This window comes from Bacteroidota bacterium, from assembly GCA_008933805.1.
Classification (GTDB): Bacteria; Bacteroidota; Bacteroidia; order UBA8524; family UBA8524; genus SB11.
On the sequence record WBUH01000004.1, the window covers coordinates 127935 to 150473 of the forward strand.

General features: G+C 42.9%; 17 protein-coding genes. 10 read left to right on the forward strand and 7 right to left on the reverse strand.

The window, feature by feature from the left end; translation table 11 throughout:
- Positions 1-5: 5 nt before the first annotated feature.
- Entirely contained in the window at positions 6-1469 is a 1464-nt protein-coding gene (locus tag F9K23_05695; protein ID KAB2917248.1) for an NADP-dependent isocitrate dehydrogenase, read from the reverse strand.
- Between the two features lie 121 nt (positions 1470-1590).
- Between F9K23_05695 and F9K23_05700 the strand changes: the two genes are divergently transcribed.
- The 6 genes from F9K23_05700 (at position 1591) to sprA (ending at position 12523) form a co-directional block, all read left to right on the forward strand.
- On the forward strand, positions 1591-2214 hold the full coding sequence (locus tag F9K23_05700) for an ATP-binding protein (protein ID KAB2917249.1): 624 nt from the start codon (positions 1591-1593) through the stop codon (positions 2212-2214).
- A gap of 107 nt (positions 2215-2321) precedes the next feature.
- Positions 2322-3074, forward strand: a complete 753-nt coding sequence (locus F9K23_05705) for an SDR family oxidoreductase (GenBank protein ID KAB2917250.1) — start codon at positions 2322-2324, stop codon at positions 3072-3074.
- An 81-nt stretch (positions 3075-3155) separates the two neighbouring features.
- Entirely contained in the window at positions 3156-3740 is a 585-nt protein-coding gene (locus F9K23_05710; GenBank protein ID KAB2917251.1) for a TetR/AcrR family transcriptional regulator, read from the forward strand.
- A gap of 90 nt (positions 3741-3830) precedes the next feature.
- Positions 3831-4529 carry a phosphoribosylformylglycinamidine synthase subunit PurQ gene (gene purQ, locus F9K23_05715; GenBank protein KAB2917252.1) on the forward strand — a complete coding sequence of 233 codons (699 nt, stop codon included), beginning with the start codon at positions 3831-3833 and terminating at the stop codon, positions 4527-4529.
- An 84-nt stretch (positions 4530-4613) separates the two neighbouring features.
- Positions 4614-5213 (forward strand): Holliday junction branch migration protein RuvA, encoded by a 600-nt coding sequence (ruvA, locus tag F9K23_05720; GenBank protein ID KAB2917253.1) that lies wholly within the window; start codon positions 4614-4616, stop codon positions 5211-5213.
- Between the two features lie 95 nt (positions 5214-5308).
- Positions 5309-12523 (forward strand): cell surface protein SprA, encoded by a 7215-nt coding sequence (gene sprA, locus F9K23_05725; GenBank protein ID KAB2917254.1) that lies wholly within the window; start codon positions 5309-5311, stop codon positions 12521-12523.
- Positions 12524-12580: 57 nt separating this feature from the next.
- Here the strand turns inward: sprA and F9K23_05730 are convergent, their stop codons facing one another.
- The 5 genes from F9K23_05730 to F9K23_05750 all read right to left on the reverse strand — a co-directional run bounded on the left by F9K23_05730 (position 12581) and on the right by F9K23_05750 (position 17571).
- The gene (locus tag F9K23_05730; GenBank protein ID KAB2917255.1) at positions 12581-13354 is read right to left on the reverse strand and encodes a response regulator transcription factor; all 774 of its coding nucleotides are present in this window, start codon (positions 13352-13354) and stop codon (positions 12581-12583) included.
- The gene (locus F9K23_05735) at positions 13351-14394 is read right to left on the reverse strand and encodes a histidine kinase (protein ID KAB2917256.1); all 1044 of its coding nucleotides are present in this window, start codon (positions 14392-14394) and stop codon (positions 13351-13353) included. The genes F9K23_05730 and F9K23_05735 overlap by 4 nt, the downstream gene beginning before the upstream one ends.
- Complete coding sequence (locus F9K23_05740; protein KAB2917257.1) at positions 14387-15076, reverse strand: ABC transporter ATP-binding protein; 690 nt, start codon at positions 15074-15076, stop codon at positions 14387-14389. The genes F9K23_05735 and F9K23_05740 overlap by 8 nt, the downstream gene beginning before the upstream one ends.
- A 123-nt stretch (positions 15077-15199) precedes the next feature.
- Positions 15200-16462 (reverse strand): ABC transporter permease, encoded by a 1263-nt coding sequence (locus F9K23_05745; protein KAB2917258.1) that lies wholly within the window; start codon positions 16460-16462, stop codon positions 15200-15202.
- Positions 16463-16470: 8 nt separating this feature from the next.
- Positions 16471-17571, reverse strand: coding sequence for an efflux RND transporter periplasmic adaptor subunit (locus tag F9K23_05750; protein KAB2917259.1), 1101 nt, complete (start codon positions 17569-17571; stop codon positions 16471-16473).
- Positions 17572-18221: 650 nt separating this feature from the next.
- Here F9K23_05750 and F9K23_05755 point away from each other — a divergent pair.
- The 4 genes from F9K23_05755 (at position 18222) to F9K23_05770 (ending at position 21768) form a co-directional block, all read left to right on the forward strand.
- A complete protein-coding gene (locus F9K23_05755; GenBank protein ID KAB2917260.1) occupies positions 18222-19244 on the forward strand; it encodes a hypothetical protein in 1023 nt (340 codons plus the stop codon).
- On the forward strand, positions 19245-20117 hold the full coding sequence (locus F9K23_05760; protein KAB2917261.1) for an AAA family ATPase: 873 nt from the start codon (positions 19245-19247) through the stop codon (positions 20115-20117).
- Between the two features lie 250 nt (positions 20118-20367).
- A complete protein-coding gene (locus F9K23_05765) occupies positions 20368-21015 on the forward strand; it encodes a DedA family protein (protein KAB2917262.1) in 648 nt (215 codons plus the stop codon).
- A 3-nt stretch (positions 21016-21018) separates the two neighbouring features.
- Complete coding sequence (locus F9K23_05770) at positions 21019-21768, forward strand: shikimate dehydrogenase (protein ID KAB2917263.1); 750 nt, start codon at positions 21019-21021, stop codon at positions 21766-21768.
- An 81-nt stretch (positions 21769-21849) separates the two neighbouring features.
- On the opposite strand, the gene F9K23_05775 is transcribed toward F9K23_05770, so the two are convergent.
- The gene (locus tag F9K23_05775; protein KAB2917264.1) at positions 21850-22533 is read right to left on the reverse strand and encodes an SIMPL domain-containing protein; all 684 of its coding nucleotides are present in this window, start codon (positions 22531-22533) and stop codon (positions 21850-21852) included.
- Positions 22534-22539: the final 6 nt, after the last annotated feature.

Sequence of the window (22539 nt, forward strand, 5' to 3'; positions counted from 1 at the left end):
CTTTCTTATTGTCCTTGTGCCAAGCTAAAACCGCGTACATCACCAATGTTTATTAGCATTTCGGTAGATGTAACGAAGTAAATGCTTGCTACTTTGGCAGCAATATCAAACACTTCTTGTTGAGTAACTACTGACCCATCCGCCTTAGCAATACGGGCACAATAGTGGTCTACACACTCGGTTAGTACTGAGCCTGTAGGCCATACTTGCGTTCCCCTGTTCGAGATGGTTTGCAACTCAAAACCAGCAGGCACAATAGGCTGTAGTTTAGCCGCAATAGCATCCGCTTGTTCGTTGCTCTCAAAAAAGTAATCAGCACCTACTAAGGTAGTTTCTGCTTTTTTAGGGCTTTCCATCATTGGGCGTGCTGCGGGGTAAGCAGGTTTTTGCCAAGTATAGTCGATAGCAGGTGATTTACGTGGGGTTGTGTTTGCAGGCACTTTGCCCAAGTTTTCAATAATGGCGCCTGCAAATCCTGTTGTGTTTACCGATGGGATTGATTTATCACCAAAATCTCCGGTATGTACGCCGGTTTCAAGGGTGTAAAGCAATGAGTTTTCAATACTGTCAGCTTCAGCGTAGAAACCTAAGTGACGCAACATCATAATACCGCTTAGTAGCAATGATGTTGGGTTGGCTATGTTTTTACCTGCAATATCAGGAGCAGTGCCGTGCACCGCTTCAAATATCGAGATACGCTCGCCGATGTTGGCCGAAGGGGCAAAGCCCAAACCACCCACCAAGCCGGCACACAAATCAGATACTATATCACCTTGCAGGTTGGTAAGCACCACCACTTCGTAATCGTTGGGGCGTACTACCAGTTTCATGCACAGGTCATCAATAATCACATCTTTTGCTTCAATATCCGGATAGTCTTTAGCTACCTCGTAAAAGGTTTCCAAAAACATACCGTCGGTTACTTTCATAATGTTTGCCTTGTGGCCGCAAACTACGCTCTTGTTTCCATTGCGACGAGCCAATTCAAAGGCAAAACGGTGCACTTGCGCGCTACCGGGGCGGGTAATAAAACGGCGGCAAAGAGCCACATCGTGTGTATTCAAATGCTCAATACCACCATAAGTACCTTCAATGTTCTCACGGATAATGGTAATATCAATCGGAATACCTGCTTTTGAGTAAACAGTCTCAACCCCGTTAAGTGTTTGAAAACGGCGGTTGTTGGCAAACGTACTCCACTTTTTACGTGCAGTAACGTTAATACTCTTCATTCCTTTGCCCTTAGGAGTTTCCATGGGGCCTTTAAACAAAATACCGTTGCTTTCAATGCTGCGTTCGGCTTCAGGGGTCATACCGGCATTAAAGCCTTTCAAAAAAACGTCTTTGCCCATCTCTACATACTCATAATCAATATCCACTTTCGCGGCGTTGAATATGGAAAGTACGGCATCCATTATTTCGGGCCCTATGCCATCGCCCTTTGCTACTGAAATTTTATATTTTGCCATTATCTACCTTATCTATAATTTTTATACGGGCGCGAAGGTAACAAGGCTGCGTTAATTATGCCACCCCGAAAGCGTATTTAACCGCAAACTTGTAAACGCTTTTTCTTATACTTGAAGTGAGATGAAAGAATTGAGGCAATTGATACAAAAGGGTGAAAACGAAACCCTTGATTTTAAACAGGAAATTAGCAGCGCCTCAAAAATTGCCAAAACCATTGTTTCGTTTGCTAACCGCAAAGGAGGCCGGCTGCTGATAGGAATACGCGACAACAAAAGCATAGCCGGGGTGCGTACGGAAGATGAGAAGTACATGCTTACCCTTGCCAGCGATTTTTATTGTAAACCACCTATTGAGTTGGTGATAAACGAATGGGAGCTTGACGGCAAGGTGGTGTTGGAGGCCATTGTACCCGAAGGACCTGATAAACCTTATTATGCCAAAGACGATGACGGAAAGTGGTGGGTTTACGTGCGTGTTAAGGACCAAAGCCTATTGGCCAGCAAAATTGTGGTTGATGTTTTGAAACGTGAAGCCGCACAAAAAGATACCCTGATTCAAATTACCAGTAAGGAGCAGGCATTGCTGGATTATCTCGCCAAAAACCACAAAATAACGCTGAAGCAGTACTGCAAATTGATAAACATATCGCGGTGGAGGGCCAGTAAAATTTTGGTGACTCTTATTTCTGCGGGCATCATCCGCTCACACAATACTGAAAAGATAGAATTCTATACACTTAGTTAAAATTTAATTGCTGACTATCAATAAGTTTCACGCTTATTTCTTTTTTTTGGAATGATTGTTCCGTTTATCCGCATACATTTGCGGAACGATTATTCCAAAATAACAAAATGACTGATTTAACTAACAAAATAGCAGTTGTTACCGGTGGTAACAGCGGCATTGGGTATGCTACCGCCCAACAACTTATTAAAGACGGAGCCAAAGTGATAATAACAGGCCGTAACCCAAAAGCCGTTGAAGAAGCTGCAAATGAATTAGGACACGGGACACTGGGTATTGTTTCTGACCAAGCCAGCTTAACAGATACAGATGCATTGGTGAAAAAAGTTACCGATACCTACGGCAAAGTAGATGTGTTATTTATAAATGCCGGTGTTGCTACGTTTGCCCCGCTTGAGCATTTAAGCGAAGCCACTTATGACACCATTATGAACATAAACCTTAAAGGTGCTGTATTTACTTTGCAACGCTTTTTACCCTTGTTGCAAGAAGGTTCTTCAGTAATTTTCTTATCATCTGTAAATGCATACACTGGTATGGCAAATACAATGGCCTATGCAGCCAGCAAAGCTGGTCTAAACTCTGTAATGCGCACAGCTGCGGTTGAATTAGCACCAAAAGGAATTCGTGTAAATGCGGTATGCCCCGGTCCGGTTAAAACTCCGATTTTTGATAAAACCGGCATGCCACAAGAAGCTATGTACTCATTCGAAGAAGCTGTGACCCAAAAAATAGCTTTAAAAAGGTTTGGCGAATCAGGAGAGGTGGCAAAACTTGTTTCTTTCCTTAGTGGTCCTGCCTCAAGTTTTATTACCGGCTCAGAGTACACCATTGATGGTGGTTTAATGCTTAAAGGCTAAAAAAATTTACCTCAATTTGGAACGATAGTTCCGTTTTTTGTAGCTTTGCAGTTGATATAAACGGCAAGGCTACAATTATTTATGGCACGTAACAAAGAGTTTAACCAAGAAGAGACATTGCAAAAAGCAATGACTATTTTTTGGGTGAAGGGCTACAGTGCCACCTCAATGCAAGATTTGGTAGACGGGTTGGGCATTAGCCGCTCAAGTATGTACGATACCTACGGTGATAAAGATACCTTGTTTTATGCCGCGCTGGAAAATTACGCAAAGCGTGAGATTGATGTTTTATCAAACATTTTCGACACGGCAAAATCTCCGTTACAAGCCATACAAAATCTTTTCAGCGGTATTGTAACTGAAAGCATATCGGATACCATGCACAAAGGTTGCTTTATTGTGAATGCGATAGGTGAATTGCCGGTGTGCAATGCCAAAGTGAAAACTCTTGTAAACGGCACGTTGGAAACAATGACAGAAACTGTTGCCGACATGATAGCCGCCGGACAAAAAGCCGGGGAAATAAGTACCCGCCACACCCCTGCCCAATGGGCGGCATTTATTACCAACACAATAACCGGGCTACGCGTAGCGGCACGGGGCGGAGCTGATGTAAAAATCCTCACCGATATTGCAGCCGTTGCATTATCAGCACTTAAGGTGTAAGCCGCCTTGCATTCAGCCTCTTAATACAATTGTTAATCAAATTTTCTTAACGTTTAAGAATGATTACCTTTGCACAAAATCTCCCCGTTAATGAAATTTGGTGTTGTAATATTCCCAGGGTCTAACTGTGACCAAGATTTAATACAAACTTTAAAAAAAGTTACCCAACAAGAAGTTGTTGAGCTTTGGCACAAGGATACCGATTTGCAAGGTTGCGATATGGTGTTCCTTCCCGGAGGCTTTTCGTATGGTGATTACCTGCGAAGCGGTGCTATTGCAAAGCTATCACCCATTATGAACAGCGTGATTGAGTTTGCAAACAACGGTGGTTATGTAATGGGTATTTGCAACGGTTTCCAGATTTTATGCGAAAGCGGACTATTGCCCGGCGCATTGTTGCACAACTCAAGCCGTAAATTCATCTGCTCAAACGTTTACATTAAGCCTGAAGCCGATACTGCTTTAACAGCAGGTTTGGATAAAAACAAAGCGCTTAAAATACCAATTGCTCACGGCGAGGGTAATTACTATGCGGATGAAGAAACTATTAAAAGTTTGACCGAAAACGGTCAGATACTTTTTAGGTATTGTGATGAAGCCGGAAACGTAACCGCAGAGGCTAACCCCAATGGCGCATTACACAACATTGCAGGTATAACCAACAAAACCAAAAACGTATTTGGTATGATGCCCCACCCTGAGCGTGCGGCAGCCGATGAGTTATACAATACCGACGGATTGGCAATGTTTACCAATCTGTTAAAAATAGCAGTACCTGCGGCAGTATAAAATACATACGCAGGGCAACCATTGCTATAAAGGCTCTTTGTACGTCAACAAAATTTGCTACTTTAGCCGCTTATATTCATTCTGATGATAGCTTTTATAAAAGGAAGGGTAGCTTTTATGTCGCCAACTATGGTGGTGATAGAAACTAGCGGTGGTGTTGGCTATGAGGCTCAAATCTCCTTATATACATTTCAAAAAATCAAAGACGAGGAAAACGTTCGTCTGCTCACTCACCTTTCGATAAAAGAAGACAGCCATACCATTTTTGGCTTTTTCGATGAAGGAGAAAGGTCACTTTTTCGTAATTTAATTTCTGTAAACGGCGTAGGCCCCTCAACAGCACGGATGATACTTTCGTCGTTAACTCCGGGCGATTTAAACCACGCAATATTAACGGGAGATATCACGTTACTTAAAGCGGTAAAGGGTATTGGCCCTAAAACTGCCCAACGCTTAGTACTTGAGTTGCAGGATAAAGTGAAAAAAGGTGAGAGTACAGGCATTGAAATGCATACCGCAGGCAGCGGCACGCAAAGCACAGCAAGGCAAGAGGCAATTAGCGCACTGCTTATGCTGGGCTTTAACAGGGCCAACGTTGAGAAGGTGGTGAAGAAAGTTGTGGATGATGCGAAGGGAGATATTGAAGTAGAACAGATTATAAAAATTGCATTAAAAAACTTATAGTTGTAACTACAAAAAATAATAGCCTATCGGAGATAACTTTACTTTTGGAAACTAACCAAAGCTAAACTGAGGAAAGTAAGTAAGAAACTGTTTTAATGGGTTCGCCAAAAAATGTTGCTTTATTTGTGGTGTTGGGCTTCGTATTGCCCATACTAGCCATAACTGTGCCCGATGCAAACCGCATATGGTTTGCAGGCGGAGAATATATTGATGCTGACAGCACCAAGAAAAAAGGGGGGCCGGGCGACAGCACGGCCGGAGACAGTTCTAAACTGAAATACCCTATAAAGGATAAAAAGAACTTTGAAGATAAAGAGCCGAACGGACTTGATTTGCAAGACCCTTCTAACATTAAAAAAGAAGTGGTGTACGACTCGGCAACGGGACAGTACGTTGAGAAACAAACCATCGGCGGCGATGACTACAGGCTTCCTGAAACAAAAGACCTTGAGCAATATCTTGAAGAACGCCGCAAAAAAGAGAATCAAGACTATTTCCGCCAACGCTCAAAAGCCCAAAACTACGTACAAAGCAACGGTAACATTTTTGATAAACTAAAAACCGGCCCTAAGATTATTGACCGTTTGTTTGGCAGCGGTTTGGTGGATTTGAGACCACAAGGTTCTGCCGAGATTATTTTCGGGTGGAACTTTAACGTGGTGCGTAACCCCGCATTTACCGTACGTCAGCAACGCAACGGGCAGTTTGATTTCCGCCAGAAAATACAGTTTAACTTAACAGGAACTATCGGCGATCGTTTTAAAACTAATTGGCGCTACGATACCGAAGCCACCTTTGATTTTGATAACCAGATAAACCTTAACTGGGAAGGTAAAGAAGACGACATTATTAAAAACGTGCAGTTGGGTAACGTGAGCTTACCGCTTAACAGCAGTTTGATACAAGGCGGACAAAGTTTGTTTGGTGCTAAGTTGCAAATGCAGTTTGGCCGTTTGATGGTAACTACCATATTTACCCAACAACGCGGACAGACTACTGAAACTGAGGTAACAGGCGGCGCACAAGTAACCAATTTTGACATACAGGCTGATAACTACGACGTAAACCGTCACTATTTTTTGAGCCAGTATTTTGCCAACAACTACGACCAATGGTGCAGCACCCCTGCATTTATTAATTCGCCTATACTAATTACTAACGTTGAGGTGTGGGTTACCAACCGTACCGGTGTTTTTGAAAACACACGCGATGTATTAGGTTTTATGGATTTAGGTGAAGCTACCCCGTACAACAACCAGTGGCTAAACCCTACCGCATCCATTAACCCTGATAACACATCAAATACATTGTACAGCACCATGCAGTTGCCGGCCAATGCGGCTGCCAGAGAAAGCAACGACGCGGTAAGCCATTTGCGCCAAACCATGGGTTTGAATCCAATACAGGATTTTCAGTTGTTGAACAACGCAAGGCAATTGGGTACTAATGAGTTTACGTTTAACCCCCGTTTGGGTTATATCTCTCTGAACCAACAGTTGAATAACGATGAGATACTTTCGGTAGCGTTTGAATATACCATGAACGGGCAAGTGTACAGGGTGGGTGAATTTGCCCGTCAGATACAATCGCCGGACCCTAACCAACCAAAAGTGTTGATGTTGAAAATGCTGAAAGGTAGTACCATTACTACCAACCTGCCCATTTGGGATTTGATGATGAAAAACATCTACTCATTGGGTGCTTTCAGTGTTAAAAAAGACCAGTTTAAACTAAACGTAATCTACGCCGATGACCCTACCGGTGCTGATTTGAACTATATCCCCGTATTGAAAGATGAGCCCAATTTTGCTACAGCTACACCGCTTATTTCAATACTTAACTGTGACAGGGTGAACCAGCAAAATGAGCCAACCCCTGATGGTATTTTCGACTTTCTTGACGGTATAACGATAAACGTAGCAACAGGCCGCATTATATTCCCCGTAAGGGAGCCCTTCGGGCGGTACTTGCGAACGAAGTTCACTCAACAGAAAAACGCCGATTATTATGCCTTTGATGCCTTGTACGACTCTACCAAATGGTTGGCACAACAAGAGGTGTTAAAAAACAAATTCTTCCTTCGCGGAAGTTATCAAGGCTCATCCAACTCCGAAATTTCACTGAATGCCATCAACGTACCCAAAGGGTCGGTGCGGGTAACCGCCAACGGTACCCTACTTACTGAAGGTACGGATTATATCGTTGATTATACTGTTGGTCGTGTTAAAATATTAAATACAGGTATCCTTAACTCGGGTGCGGTAATCAAAGTAACTTCTGAAAACAACAACCTTTTCAGCATACAGCAAAAAACCCTGATGGGTGCCCGCTTTGATTACAAAATTGATAAAGACTTTATTGTAGGTGGTACGGTAATGCACTTGTACGAACGTCCCATCACCCCTAAAGTAAACATTGGTGAAGAACCTTTGCTTAATACCATTGTGGGTGTTGACGGTACAATACGCCGTGAATCACGCGGTTTGACCCGTTTAATTGACCGTTTACCATTTATTAGTACTAAAGAGCCTTCAAACTTTCAGTTTAGTTTTGAAGGGGCTAAATTATTCCCTCACGACCCTAAAACCATCGGACAACGCGGTACTGCTTTTATAGATGACTTTGAAGCCAGCGAAACTCCGTTTGATTTGCGCTTAGGTACCGGTTGGTTTATTGCCAGTACACCCGAAGGCCAACCCGATTTGTTCCCCGAAACACAATCATCTTCAAACTCACTTGAGTTTGGACGAAACCGTGCCCGCTTGGCTTGGTACTCTTTGGATAACATTTTCCTTAGTGAGCTTACCACCATTAGCCCTCCTACCCCATCCAACCTGCGCGATGCTACTATAATGTCAAACCATTATACAAGGCAGGTAAACCAAACCGAGGTATTCCCCAACCGTCAACTGCAACAAGGAGTACCTTCCAACTTGCCTACGTTTGACCTTGCCTACTATCCATATAAACCCGGCCCTTATAACTACTCTGTATCGAACCTGAATGCACAAGGCGAAATGGCCAACCCCAAAAACAGCTGGGGGGGTATTATGCGTCGTATCGACCAGAACGACTTTGAGGCTGCCAACATTGATTATGTAGAGATTTGGATGATGGACCCTTTCCTAACAGGGTCAAACGGAACCATACAAGACGGTAAGTTTAACTCGAACAACCTTTCGGGTGGTTCGCTATACTTAAATCTTGGTTCAGTATCAGAAGATGTGTTGCGCGATACCCGTAAGAGTTTTGAAAACGGACTACCCAAACCCAATACCCCGCTCCCGTTGATTGATACTACAGCGTGGGCTATTGTTCCCAACGTTCCTGCCATTAACAATGCCTTTGATGCCGACCCTGATGTGCGTGATGTACAAGACGTGGGGCTAGACGGTATGACCGATGCAACTGAACGTGTAATATATGCATTGTATTTAGATAGTATGCGTACCGTGCACGGTGCTTCATCAGCCGCATATCTAAACGCTCTTGAAGACCCTGCTCGTGATAATTATAAATTCCATAGCAGCGGTTCTTTTGATGCCCAAAGCTTGGGTATTTTGCAACGTCACCAGCAAATAAACGGCCAAGAAGGTAACTCAAAACCTGCTACGTTCAGGCCTGACGGTTATCCTGTAACCCGCACCAACCAACCCGACGACGAGGATATTAACCGCGATTTCAGCTTAAACATTACTGAAGAATACTACCAGTATAAAGTTGATTTGAAACCCGGCTCATTGGTGGTGGGTAAAAACTATGTGACCGATAGCGCATCTGTACCTGTAACATTAGCCAACGGACAAGTAGAGCAGGTAACCTGGTACCAATTGCGTATTCCTATTAACTCTTACAGCCGCAAAGTGGGCAATATCAGCGATTTTAAATCCATCCGTTTTGCGCGTTTATTTCTTAAAGATTTTGACCAACCCGTTGTATTGCGTTTTGCACAAATGCAACTGGTACGTGCCGATTGGAGGCGTTATACCAAGCCGCTTAGCGTAGGTGTGCCAAACCCTCCCGGTTCGCCCGGAGATAACACCACCTTCTCGGTATCTACTGTAAATATTGAAGAAAACGGTACCCGTGTACCTGTAAACTATGTATTACCTCCCGGTTTCTTCCGTGAGTTGGATGTGACTACTCCTAACAACGTACAACAAAACGAGCAGTCGCTATCGGTACGTTTTTGTAACCTGAAAGACGGAGATGCCCGCGGAGTATTTAAAACCACCCGTTTTGATATTCGTAACTACAAACGCTTACGCATGTTTGTGCATGCTGAAGGTGAAGACAATAACCTTAGAAACGGTGATGTAAAGGCCTTTATACGTTTGGGTACTGACCTTGAAAATAACTATTACGAATATGAATTGCCTTTGCTGGTAACACCTAATAACAGCCGTGATGCCCAACAGGTATGGCCCAGCGAAAACGAAATAAATATTGCCCTTGAAGAGTTTTATCTGGCCAAACAATTGCGCGAAAATGCTAAAGCCCCGCTAACACAGGATTTTGTGTATGATATGGGCGGCGGTAAGCGTATTACCCTAAAAGGTTTGCCTGATATGAGCAACGTGCGGGTAATTATGATGGGTGTGCGCAACCCTTTGAAAAATGATAACCCCGGCGCGGATGACGGTTTAGAAAAATGTGGTGAGATTTGGTTTAACGAATTGCGTGTGGTTGAATTTAACAACCAAGGCGGTGAAGCAGCTACTGCAAGGTTAGTAACCAAACTGGCCGATTTAGGTACCTTTACCATATCGGGTAACTACCAATCAATAGGTTGGGGTGGTATTGATAAGAAGTTGAACGACCGTAGCCTGAACGAGATTTTCTTGTACGATATGCAAACCTCGTTGGAGTTGGGTAAATTCTTCCCCGCCAAGTGGGGTATTACTGTTCCCTTCTTTATGCAACGCGGCGAGCAGTTTATCCGCCCTAAATACAACCCGCTAAACCCTGATATTCTTTTAAGCACTACCCTGCGTACTGCACAAACCGAAGAGCAAAAACAAGAGATTTTAAATGCCGCTGAGGATTACACCTCAAGGCGCAGCTATAACTTTACCAACGTGCGCAAAAACCGCACGGGCGGAGGTACTGCCAAACTGTGGGACATTGAAAACATTAACGGTAGTTTCTCGTTCCAAGAAATATTCAGGCGCAACCAGCAAATTGCTGCCAGCTTGCAACGTACTTGGCGCGGTAGTGTAGGTTACACTTTTGCTACAGCAGCTAAAAGCATTGAACCCTTTAAGAAAATTAAAGGCGGTAAATACATGCAATTGGTGCGTGATTTTAACTTCACCCTTTACCCGCAAAGTTTCTCGGTAAGGGCGGATGTTGACCGTTATTATGCACGTTTGATAAACCGTAACAACGACGGCCCGTTGACTATCGTGCCCATTTTGTACGATAAGAACTTTACCATGAACCGCGTGTATGATATGCGGTGGGATTTGACAAAATCATTGAAAATTGATTACCAGTCTACCGCCAATGCGCGTATTGATGAACCTGTGGGCCGTATTGATAAGAACGAAGACCCCAGCAAGGTGGATACGATTCAAAACAATTTAATTGGCTTGGGGCGTACTACTAACTTTACCCAAGTAACCAACGTAAACTATACGCTTCCGCTTGCTAAATTGCCTTTAACAGACTGGATTACTGCAAGTACGCGTTATAGTGCTAACTATGGTTGGACGACCGCCCCTCCTGCTACATCGTTTTTGGGTAATACCATTCAAAACTCACAAAACTACTCGTACACCGCGCAGTTTAATATGATGAACTTGTATAACAAGTTCCCCGCTTTGAGACGTATCAACCAAAACCAGCCTAAACAATCAAAGGCTGAGCAAAAAACCGATACGGAAGAAGAAGAGGGTGAAGGCGAAGACAAAGACAAGAAAAAGAAGAAAAAGAAAAAAGAGGAATCTCCCCTTTCAGGCTTTGGTACTGCTGTAGCCAAAACGTTGATGATGCTTAAAAATGCATCGGTTAACTATACTTCTACCAAAGGTACTACGCTGCCCGGTTTCAGGCACACGCCTTTGTATGCCGGTAATGATGCCGAACGCAATGCACCCGGTTGGGATTTTGTATTCGGTAGCCAAGACCCTGAAGTACGCTACCGCATGGCACGCGAAGGATTTTTGAGTATTGATACCCAACAAAACCAATACTTTATACAAACCAGCAAACAAGAGTTTAGCGCTAATGCTACCTTAGAACCTATAAAAGATTTTAGGGTTGAATTACGTTTTATACGCAGCCATACCCAAAACATGCAGAGTGTATTTAGGTATGATGAGGCTAGCGATGGTTTCCGCGATTACGGTTTCCAAGAACAGGGAAGTTTCCAAGTAGGTATCTCAACCTTGCGTACTGCATTAGAGAAGAAGTTTATTAATACCAGCTCGCCTTCGTTTGACCAGATGTTGAACAACCGATTTATTATTGCTCAACGTCTTGCCAATGAAAACCCCCGTTCTAAAGGAACATCGCAAACCGGTTTCCCCGAAGGGTACACCAATAAAAATCAAGACGTGTTGATTTCGTCGTTCTTGTCTGCTTACACCGGCAAAAACGCATCCGACCAAAACCTTGACTTGTTCCCTAAAATGCCGTTCCCTTCTATCCGTGTTAACTACAATGGTTTAAGCCGATTGAAAGCCGTGAAGAAGTTTGCCAGCAGCATTACTCTTTCATCATCATACAGCTCTACTTACAGTGTACCCCAATACACTACCTTGCTAAGCCGTACTGATAGTGTGAACCCGCTTGACAGTAACTTCTATCCTAAATACGAAATACGTTCGGTAACCATTAACGAAAGCTTTAACCCGCTGATTCGTATCGACATTAACTTTATCAATAACGTTACTGCCAATTTTGAATACAAATCATCGCGCACACTGGCTCTTTCGCTATCTAACTATAGCTTGAGCGAAACCCGCAACGTTGAGTTTGTAATTGGTTTGGGTTACCGTGCTAAAGAGATTTACCTGCCGTTTAAAATAGGTGGCCGCAAACCATTCCTTAAAAATGATTTGAACATCCGTATTGATTTCTCAATCCGTGATGTGGCTACTATGCGTCGCGACTTACAAAACCTTGTTACCACACCCACACAAGGCCAACGCATCTTGGCTATTAAACCACAAATTGATTATATGCTGAACGAGAAGCTGAACCTACGCTTCTACTACGACCGTCGTGTTACCACCCCTGCTACTTCAAACGCCTTCCCAACGGCTATTACGCAAGGGGGTATATCACTACGTTATACACTGCAATAGTTCTAATGCGTCGGGTGTAAAAGCCCGACGCTATATTTCACAACTTTTAATGATGGATTACCCCAACCACTTTTTAAACAAAGGGGATTTCTCGCGGCTGATATCGGTTTCGGGGTATAGCGTTGTTTTCAGCTTCACGTGCAGTTTTCCTGTGTAATCTGCACGGTAATTTTCAATCACATTAATATTTACAATCACCTGCCTGTTTGCCCTAAAAAAAACCTGCGGGTCTAGCTCGGCTTCAATTTCATCAAGGCTGTTATAATGGTCGGGAATATAGCGTTCTCCGTCTTGCGTATAAATAAACACCAACTCGTCGCGGGCAAACAACGCAATTTGGTCGGTGTTTACAGGCATCAACGTGTTTTTATAATGCACTATAAACCGCTCTTTGTGCTTTGGATTGGGTGCTGGGTAAATTTGCTGCACAAGGGCTTGCAACTGAGCCTGAAGCGGGGAAGCATTACCATTTAGTAAGTACACTTTACGGTATTTTTCAACGGCACGTTTCAACTCGTCTTCATCTATCGGTTTCAGTAAATAATCAACGCTGTTTACTTTAAATGCACGTATGGCATACTCGTTATAAGCGGTGGTAAATATTACAGGGCATTGCAGTCCTGTTTTGTCAAATATCTCAAAACTGGTGCCGTCGCTTAGCTGTATGTCCATAAACACCAAATCGGGAGTCGGGTTGGTGTTAAACCATTCTACAGAAGCCTTCAGACTATGTAACGTAGCCAATATTTCTATATCAGGGCAGCAATGCGCCAACATTTTATTAAGGTCGGCGGCTATTAATTTTTCATCTTCAACAATTACGGCTTTCATGCGGCTATCAATGGAATTTTAACGGTAAACACTTGGGGCGAGCTTTCAATAATAGCTTCCCTGCCGGTGGTGTAGTAATACAGGTCGCGCAGGTTGTCCAACCCCTTTTTGTTGCTCCCTTCCACACGGGTTTTGGGTTGGTGGTTGTTTTGCACTACCAAATATCCGTTTTGGGTATATATCTCAATTTTTAAGGGGCTGTCTTCGTAAGTAATGTTGTGCTTTATGGCGTTCTCAACCAATATCTGCAAAGTAACCGGTATAATGCGGTAGTGCGCCTCATCAGGTTCGGGATACTGCATTTTTACCTCAAGTCCATTACCAAAACGTGTTTGTAGTAACGATATGTAGTGTTCCACAAAATCGATTTCGGTTTCTAAGGGCACATATTCCGTCTGGTTGTTCTCAAGCAGGTAGCGGTAAACCTTTGATAACTGCTTCAAGAATTTTGAAGCCAGTTCGGGATTTTCAAATATCAGGCTGTTAAGAGACGACAAACTGTTGAACAAGAAATGAGGGTTCAGCTGGTTTTTAAGGTTCTCAAAATTTGCCTGTGATTTTTCTTTTTCGAGCATAGACTGTTGTAAGAGTGATTTTTTCCATTCGTTAAAAAAATGGAAGCCGACAATTGCCGAGTTAGCTGCAATGTTTATAAGCAGGTACACGACCAATCCTGAGAAAATGACTTCGCGGGTAAGGGGAATCTCTTTAAAAATGGGGACTATAAACAATCCTAACACTACTAAGAAACCATAAAAAAATATCTGGCCGATAACAAACTGAACAACTATACGGCGCATAATACCTTTTGAATACGGTACTTTACGGTTTAAGAAACTGTTTATTTTTTCTAGGCCGTGCCAAATAAAGGAGATGACTATAAGGCTTAGGAAAAAGCTTTGTACATGACCGGCTCTGGTAAATAAATCCGAGAAAAACACCATACGCACTATCAGGCCGATGAAGGCCAACGATAATATGATGCCTGTACGGTGCATTGCCCGTGAATACATAAGCGGATATTTTCTACACTTACTCATCAAAAAAGTTTTTATCTATTATCTCGCCGTCTTGCATTACAATAATACGATCAGAGTTTTTTGCAAACCCCTTATCGTGGGTAACTGCCACAATAGTTTGGTTATACTCTACCGTTAGTTGTTTAAATATATCAAAAACTATTTGCGTGTTTTTAGTATCAAGGTTTCCGGTGGGCTCATCGCCCATTATTAGTAAAGGGTCGTTAATCAGCGCACGGGCAATGGCCACCCGTTGTTGCTGTCCTCCGGAAAGTTTTGAGGTAGCTTTTAATGCTTGGTCTTGCATACCAAGTATGCTCAGTTTTTCATAGGCACGTTCGCGTATTTCTTCGCGACTGTATTTACCCAATTTAAGCGCAGGCATCATTACGTTATCCAAGCAACTGAACTCAGGCAACAGGAAGTGAAACTGGAACACAAACCCTATCTTTTCGTTGCGTAAGTGAGCCAACTGGTTTTGGGTTTTGCCTGTTGCGGTTACACCGTCAATCATCAATGAACCTTCATAGTCAGTATCCATTGTTGAAAGCACGTATAACAAGGTTGATTTACCACAGCCTGATTTTCCTACCAAACTAAGAAACTCGCCCTTATTCACCTCAAAGTTTATATTGTTAAGCACCTTAAACTTTTGCGGCTCGTAAAAGTACTTGGTTATATTTTCTGCCTTTAACGCTATCATTTGTTTTAATTATTACACCTCCCCTTGCCCCTCCTTATTCCCAGCACATATCCTCACAAGGAGGGGAACCACCGCGCCAGCCATTTGCACATTTGCATATTTACACACCTGCACATTAATTGCTTATCCTCTCAAAATCCTTACAGGGTCTATTTTTGCAGCTTTTCGTGAAGGGAACCATCCTGCAAAAAAGGTAGTGAGTATACCAAAGGCTATTCCAAAGGCATAGTGTTTCACCTCAAAGGCCACCGGAAAATGATCCATTGCTAAAAACTCACCTCCATCAAACGGTAACGAGTTTAAGAATTTGCTCACGACAAACCCAATCACCAACCCGAGTAATGCCCCGCTAATACCTATTATTACTGCTTGCGACATAAAAATGCTTACCACATCTTTACCTGCAAACCCTGTAGCTTTTAGTATGGCTATGTCTTTCATCTTCTCGTTAATAGTCATACTCATAATGTTGTAAATACCGAAACCTGCCACAATCAGCAGCGTGGTTACAACAACAATGGTAAGTGCATTACGTATCACAAAGCTCACTAATATGGTAGCGTTGGCAGTTTCCCAATCCTCGGCAGTATATCCAAAACTGCTTGCATATTGGGGTGCAAAACTCTTAGCTTGGTTAATGTCTTTTAGTTTCAGGTTAATATCAGTAATGTAGCTGCTGCTTTGTCCCAGTATTTTTTGCACGGTTTGTAAGGTGGCATAGCTGCGGCTATTATCTATTGCCCCTACCCCGTAGGAAAATGTACCTGCTATGATTAGGGTAAGCGTTCCGCCCAAAGGGGTAGAAACGATTACTTTATCGCCCTTCTTAACGTTCAGTTTTTTTGCCAACCCAATGCCCATCAAAATGGCATCGCTACCGGCCAGCAAGTCTTCAATTTCGCCGCTGCGCATTTTGGGTTTGAGGTCAAACATCCTGTCTTCGGCCAAAATATCAACTCCCGTAAGTATGCCGTTTAGCTGGGTAGGACCGTAGTTATAAAACACCTGCGAACTAACCGTGGGCGACACAGCCAATACTTCGGGCTGCTTTTTTAACTGTTCGGCCACGTGCAAGCCGTTTTTTAGTTTTGGTAACTCGTTTTTTGGGCGAGGGCTGTGTATCACCGTCAGGTGGTTAGGATTGTTATAATATTTATCGGTAATGGTAGTTTTGGCCAGCTCCACATCGTTGTATAACCGTATATGAGCCGTAGAAGTAAGCGTAGTTTCTGAAAGGAAGTCGTTTATCCCCGTCATAAAACTAATCATGATGATAAACATGGCAATACCGAAGGTTACCCCCAAAATAGCCACGATGGTGGTTTTTTTGCGCGATACCAGGTGTGTGGTAGCAATGTGTATGGGCAGGTAGGGCAAAATTTTCATAACTAGCCTTACTTGGTTATTATTTGAGTATTGGCATCTACACCACCTGTTACCTCAATGTATTCAAAGTTTTCAATGCCTTTTTGCACTTTTACTTTCTTATCACCATCCGCCGTTTTAACCAATACGGTATCACCGGGCATCATTACGCTTTTGGGCAAGCACAACACGTTTTTCTTTTCTTGTATAATGATGTTTGCTTCAATGTTAGTTCCTGAGAAAATGGCGGGCAATGTTTCAATCATTGCAGCATCTACCCTAAAGGCAAAGTCTTTCTTATTCATGGCAGGATAAATGCGGGTTACTTTAGCCTTAAATATCTTCTCGCCGTATGCTTCAATTTGCACCAACACCTGCTGCCCGATTTTTATCTTTTCTATATCGCTCTCGTCAACACTCATTTTCAGTACCACATTTTCAGCATCGCCGATAATGGCTATTGCTTCGCTGCGACGCACAACCTCGCCTTTCTCTTTCAGCAAATCATACACGCGTCCCTTCGTTCCGCTTTTTACCAAGTAATTCGCTACGTCATCTTGCGTTATCTTATACTGGCTTTGGGCATTTTGTAAGGTTACGTACAGTTGCGCACGTAAGTTTTCAATCCGTTGTTTGGTGGCTTTGTAATCGTTTTGAGAGTTGATATAGGTTAACTCCGCCTTTTCAAAATCAGACTTTTTAATTGCATTCTCATTATATAGACGTTTGTAGCGCACATAGTTAGTGCTATCAATCTGCAAACGGCTTTTCAGGGTGTTCAGTTGTGTTTTCAGTTCTTGCAAGGCAGGTGAGTTTTCTCCATAGTTTTGCTGGGCGGTCTTGTATATCTCTTCTGCTGAATATAAGCGGGCTTCGGTAGCATTGCCATCTACCCTCAACAACGGTTGTGAAGTGCCTATGGTATCCCCTTCGGCTACAAATATTTCAGCAATGGTGCCATCGGCCAACGAATACAGTATAAATTGGTTTTGGGGTTCAAGTACTCCGCTGGCATATACCACTTCGGTAATATCTTTTGATTGGGGAGTAACCGTGTTTACTTTTTTCTTGCAAGAGATGGCAACCAGTAGCAGCGACGATAACAGAAAAACTATAGGGGTTAGTTTCATAGTATATACAAGATAACTTATTTATATGGCAACAAAGGTCGTAAACCCCTAAAAGAATGCACGTTTTGATATTTCGACCCGTAAAAATGAGCGGATGAAACGTACCGTAACCAAAATTAGGCGGTTATTTCTGCCTCGTGGTGTATGCAACATCGGTCTTGGTGCATCGGGCTTGGTACATCGGGTATAAAACCCGATGCTATTGAGCGTTGGCAGAGTCCCGAAGGGTTTAAAACCCTTCGGGACAATACCTCCAAAAGCGGCGGGCTTCATGCCCGTCGGGATATGTAAGACGGATGTAAAACCGGGCGTTATTGATAAGGTTACCAATTAATTTACGAGGGATAATTGCTGACCCTGAATATAAAATTCAGGGCTTTTGACCAAAACGTCCCGAAGGGTTTAAAACCCTTCGGGACAAACCCCTCCAAAAGCGACGGGCTTTATGCCCGTCGGAATACGGAAGGCGGATGTAAATTGACGTTGCTCGCTACGGCAGGTTAAAACCTGCCGCTTTTGAAATTACCCCCTGCAACGGACTTAAGTCCGTTGCAGGGGGTAATTGTAACAGGATGGGCTTTCAAACCCGTCTCTTTTAAATCGCACAATCACCGGATTTTGATACCCTGTGCGTATTTTAGCACCTGTTTATGATGTTTGAGATTTCACTGTTAAACGAAATGATGGCCGACGGCTTTGTGGTGCGCCAAAACCACCCGCAGGCCGATTTGTTTATTTACAATTACTCGCAAAAGGCGCAGTATGACAGGGTATGGAACGAGGTAACCCTAAATTGCAGGGGATTAATAATGGACAGCAATATGAATGTGATAGCCCGTCCGTTCCCGAAGTTTTTTAATTTAGGAGAGCAAGAAAACCAGCACATCCCCAATGAACCGTTTGAGGTTTATGAAAAAATGGACGGCTCGTTGGGTATTTTGTATTGGCACAATAATCAACCGTTTATTGCTACGCGCGGGTCGTTTACCAGCGACCAATCAGTGAAGGCCAATGCCATTTTGCAAGCCAAGTACGGCCATGTGTTAACCAACCTTTCTCCCGCAAAAACCTATTTGTTTGAGATTATTTACCCCGAAAACCGTATTGTGGTGGATTATGGCTCCACCGAAGATTTGGTGCTGCTATCCGTGGTTGATAATGCAACGGGTAAAGAAGATACGTTAGAAGACATTGGCTTCCCTGTGGTGAAACGATACGATGGGGTAAACGATATCAGCCAATTACAATCGCTTGAAGAAAACAACCGCGAAGGCTTTGTAATACGCTTTGCAAGCGGCTTGCGCTATAAGGTAAAGTTTAAGGAGTATGTGCGCATACACCGCATTATTACTCAAGTTTCTAACATTAGTATTTGGGAATACCTACGGGCGGGCAATGAATTAGATGAATTGCTTGACCGCGTACCCGACGAGTTTTACAGTTGGGTTAGAAAAACCAATACCGATTTGCTGAATGCCTATGCTGAAATTGAAAACAGGGCAAAGGCAGAGTTTAAAGATTTGGGCGATCGTAAAGAGACGGCTTTGTATTTTCAGCAATGCACGTATCCGGCTATATTGTTTAATATGCTGGATAAACGGGATTACAGCGATGCGATATGGAAAATGTTACGCCCAACGTTTTCAAAACCCTTTAGTAATATTGAAGAATAGATGAAGAAAGTGATATTGATGCGGGGACTGCCTGCCAGTGGCAAATCAACGTATGCCAAGCAACTGGTGGATGAAAACCCCAATGTGTATAAACGTATTAACCGCGATGATTTACGGATGATGTTTGATAACGGTTACACCAGCAGAGGTAACGAAAAGTTTGTGAAGAAGGTGCGTGATATGTTGATTGTAAAAGCCCTTGAAGAAGGCAAAAGCGTAGTGGTGGATGATACCAACCTATCTGAGCGAAATTTTAGCCGCATCAGCCAATTGGTAGAGGAGTTTAACAAACAACACAATGATACGGTAACGGTTGAGGTAAAAGAGTTTGATACGCCTTTGCACGAGTGCATTGCTCGTGATGCCCAACGCGAAAAGCCCGTTGGCGAGCGCGTAATACGTGATATGCACCGTCAATTTTATGACGATGGTGTACGCTATGCCCAACAAGATGAAACATTACCCAAAGCTATTATTTGCGACCTTGACGGTACGCTTGCTTTGCTAAACGGGCGCGACCCTTTTAATGCAGAGGGTTGCGAAAAAGATTTGCTTAATGTGCCTGTAGCCAACACGCTAAAAATATACCGGCAATTAGGGTATAAAGTGTTGTTGTTTTCAGGTCGAAAGCAGATGCATCAGCCCAATACACAACGATGGTTGGCGCAGCACAATATACCGTATGATTTATTGGTGTTGAGAAAAGATGAAGACAACCGCAAGGATGCTATTATAAAACGTGAGATTTTTGATGCACACGTACAGGGTAAGTACTTTATTGAGTTTGTGCTTGACGACCGCAACCAAGTGGTGAATATGTGGCGCGATGAACTGAAACTACCTTGCTTTCAGGTGTATTACGGTGATTTTTAACCCATCCGCTGTTTACACAAGGCACACGTTTACTTAAAACGTAGGGCAGTTGCAACCGCCGCCTTTGCTTGATTTGCAAGAGGTAACTGAGGCAACACAAAAGGCCAAAAGAAGCAGTATCAGTACTTTTTTAAGGGTTTTCATCGGGTGTATAACGTTTTGGGCAGCACTTACATTGTGCCTCAACAAAAATAATAATCCTGCGCAGGCAATGTGCTAAATTAACGGTTACTTTGCGCAAAATTATACAATGGAATATATTAAGTTTCTGATTGACTTTATCCTTCACCTTGACGAGAAACTGTTGTTGATTATACAGGAGTACGGTAACTGGACGTATGGTATCTTATTCGCCATCATATTTGTTGAAACCGGGCTGATTGTAATGCCTTTCCTTCCCGGCGACTCATTATTATTTGCTGCCGGAGCTTTTGCAGCAGCAGGTACATTAAACCTGTATTATATCCTTGGATTATTATTTGTTGCAGCCTTTTTGGGCGATACGGTAAACTATTGGGTAGGCCGCTATATTGGCGTGGGAGCTACCAAAATCAAACTGTTTGGACGAAACCTTGTGAAACCTGAACATTTGGATAAAACCCATGCTTTTTATGAAAAATACGGGCCTAAAACCATCATTATTGCCCGTTTTGTGCCCATAGTGCGCACCTTTGCCCCTTTTGTGGCAGGTGTGGGCAGCATGACCTATCCTAAATTTATTACGTATAATATTGCCGGAGCTGCCCTTTGGGTAGTAGGCGTAACCTTGCTGGGCTATATTTTTGGCCAAACCCCTTGGGTACAAAATAATTTTGAAACGGTTATTTTTGGTATTATCTTTATTTCGTTGGTGCCTATAATTATTGAGTTTGTGCGCCACCGATTTTCAAAAAAATAAGCTATGCAATTGGGGTTGATTGGTTATCCGCTGGGGCATTCATTGTCGCCGCAGATTTTTGAGGGCTTTTTTCAAGAAGCCGGTATAAAAGGAAGTTATAAACTTTATCCGCTTGAAAATATTACAGTGCTGCGTGATTGGCTAAAAACCCAACGAAACTTGTCAGGCTTTAACGTTACCATTCCCCACAAAAAGACGATAATTCCATTTTTAGACAGCATTTCTCCCGAAGCGAAAGCCATCGGTTCAGTAAACACGGTTAAGGTTACCCGTACCGATAATTCGCTGCACCTTTACGGGCATAATACCGATAACTTTGGTTTCAGAACAACGTTAGAAGAGTTTTTAGGCGGTTACCTGCCTAAAAAAGCACTGGTGCTGGGTACAGGCGGTACTTCAAACACTGTAGCCTATGTGCTTGAGCAACTAGGTATTGCTTGCGTAAAGGTATCGAGGCAGGTGAATAACGAAGCCCCGCTAACGTACGAGGACATCTCTAACCATACGCTTAAAAGCTATGAGTTGATTGTAAATACTACTCCTTTGGGTATGTATCCCGCTATAAAAACATTTCCGCACATTCCCTACGAGGCATTAACCCCAAAACATTATTTGTACGATTTGGTGTATAACCCGGTTGATACACTGTTTTTACAAAAGGGTCGTGAATTCGGGGCTAATACTTGCAACGGGGTTGCCATGCTGCAATTGCAGGCAAGAAAATCGTGGGAAATTTGGAATAGGGCTGACTAACCTTTTCCATAAACCTTATAAACCAAAACGCCCGATGATTATCGGGCGTTTTGGTTTTTATGTAGCGCAGTAAAATCTTTCTTATTGAAGCTCAAACTTCACACGCAATTCGTAGTTAATTGTTACCATAATATCCGTAGTACCTGCCTCAGCCATTAGTTTTGAGAACATCATTTTCTGTAAATCCATCATCTCATCTAAGCTGCCCCCCTGCGTTTTTATTGGTGTATCAATTATAGCCAACACTTTACCCACGGTAACTCCCATTGTTTTTGCCATTTTTTCAGCTTTTGTTTTTGCATTTTGCAATGCCATTAATGAAGCCTCTTCCATGTATTGGGCTTGTTTGCTGGTAGCAACGCTTTTAAGTTTGTTTGTAACCAACATTGAGTCTAAGCCTCTTTTCACATCGTTATAGCTGGCAACACTACCCAATTGTAACGTAAATTTTTTAGACCCTTTGCTGCTGAATGCCTTTCCAAAAAGTTCACTCGATTGGTCAGCCGTCAACATTTTAAGATCAATCTTTTTAGCTGTAAGCATTTTCTTAACAGCAGCTTCGGCGTTATCATTCAAAACCGTTGATTCTTCTGTAGTATAATCTACCTCTTCCCTCAATTCTAATTCAACAACAATCAAATCGGGTTCAACTTTCATTTCAGCCGCGCCTGTTACTTCAATAAAACGTGTCTCGCTTGTTTTTTGAGCGATTGCCTGTGTAATAATCAGCAATGAAACAAATAATGTGGTGGTGAATTTTCTCATCTTTAA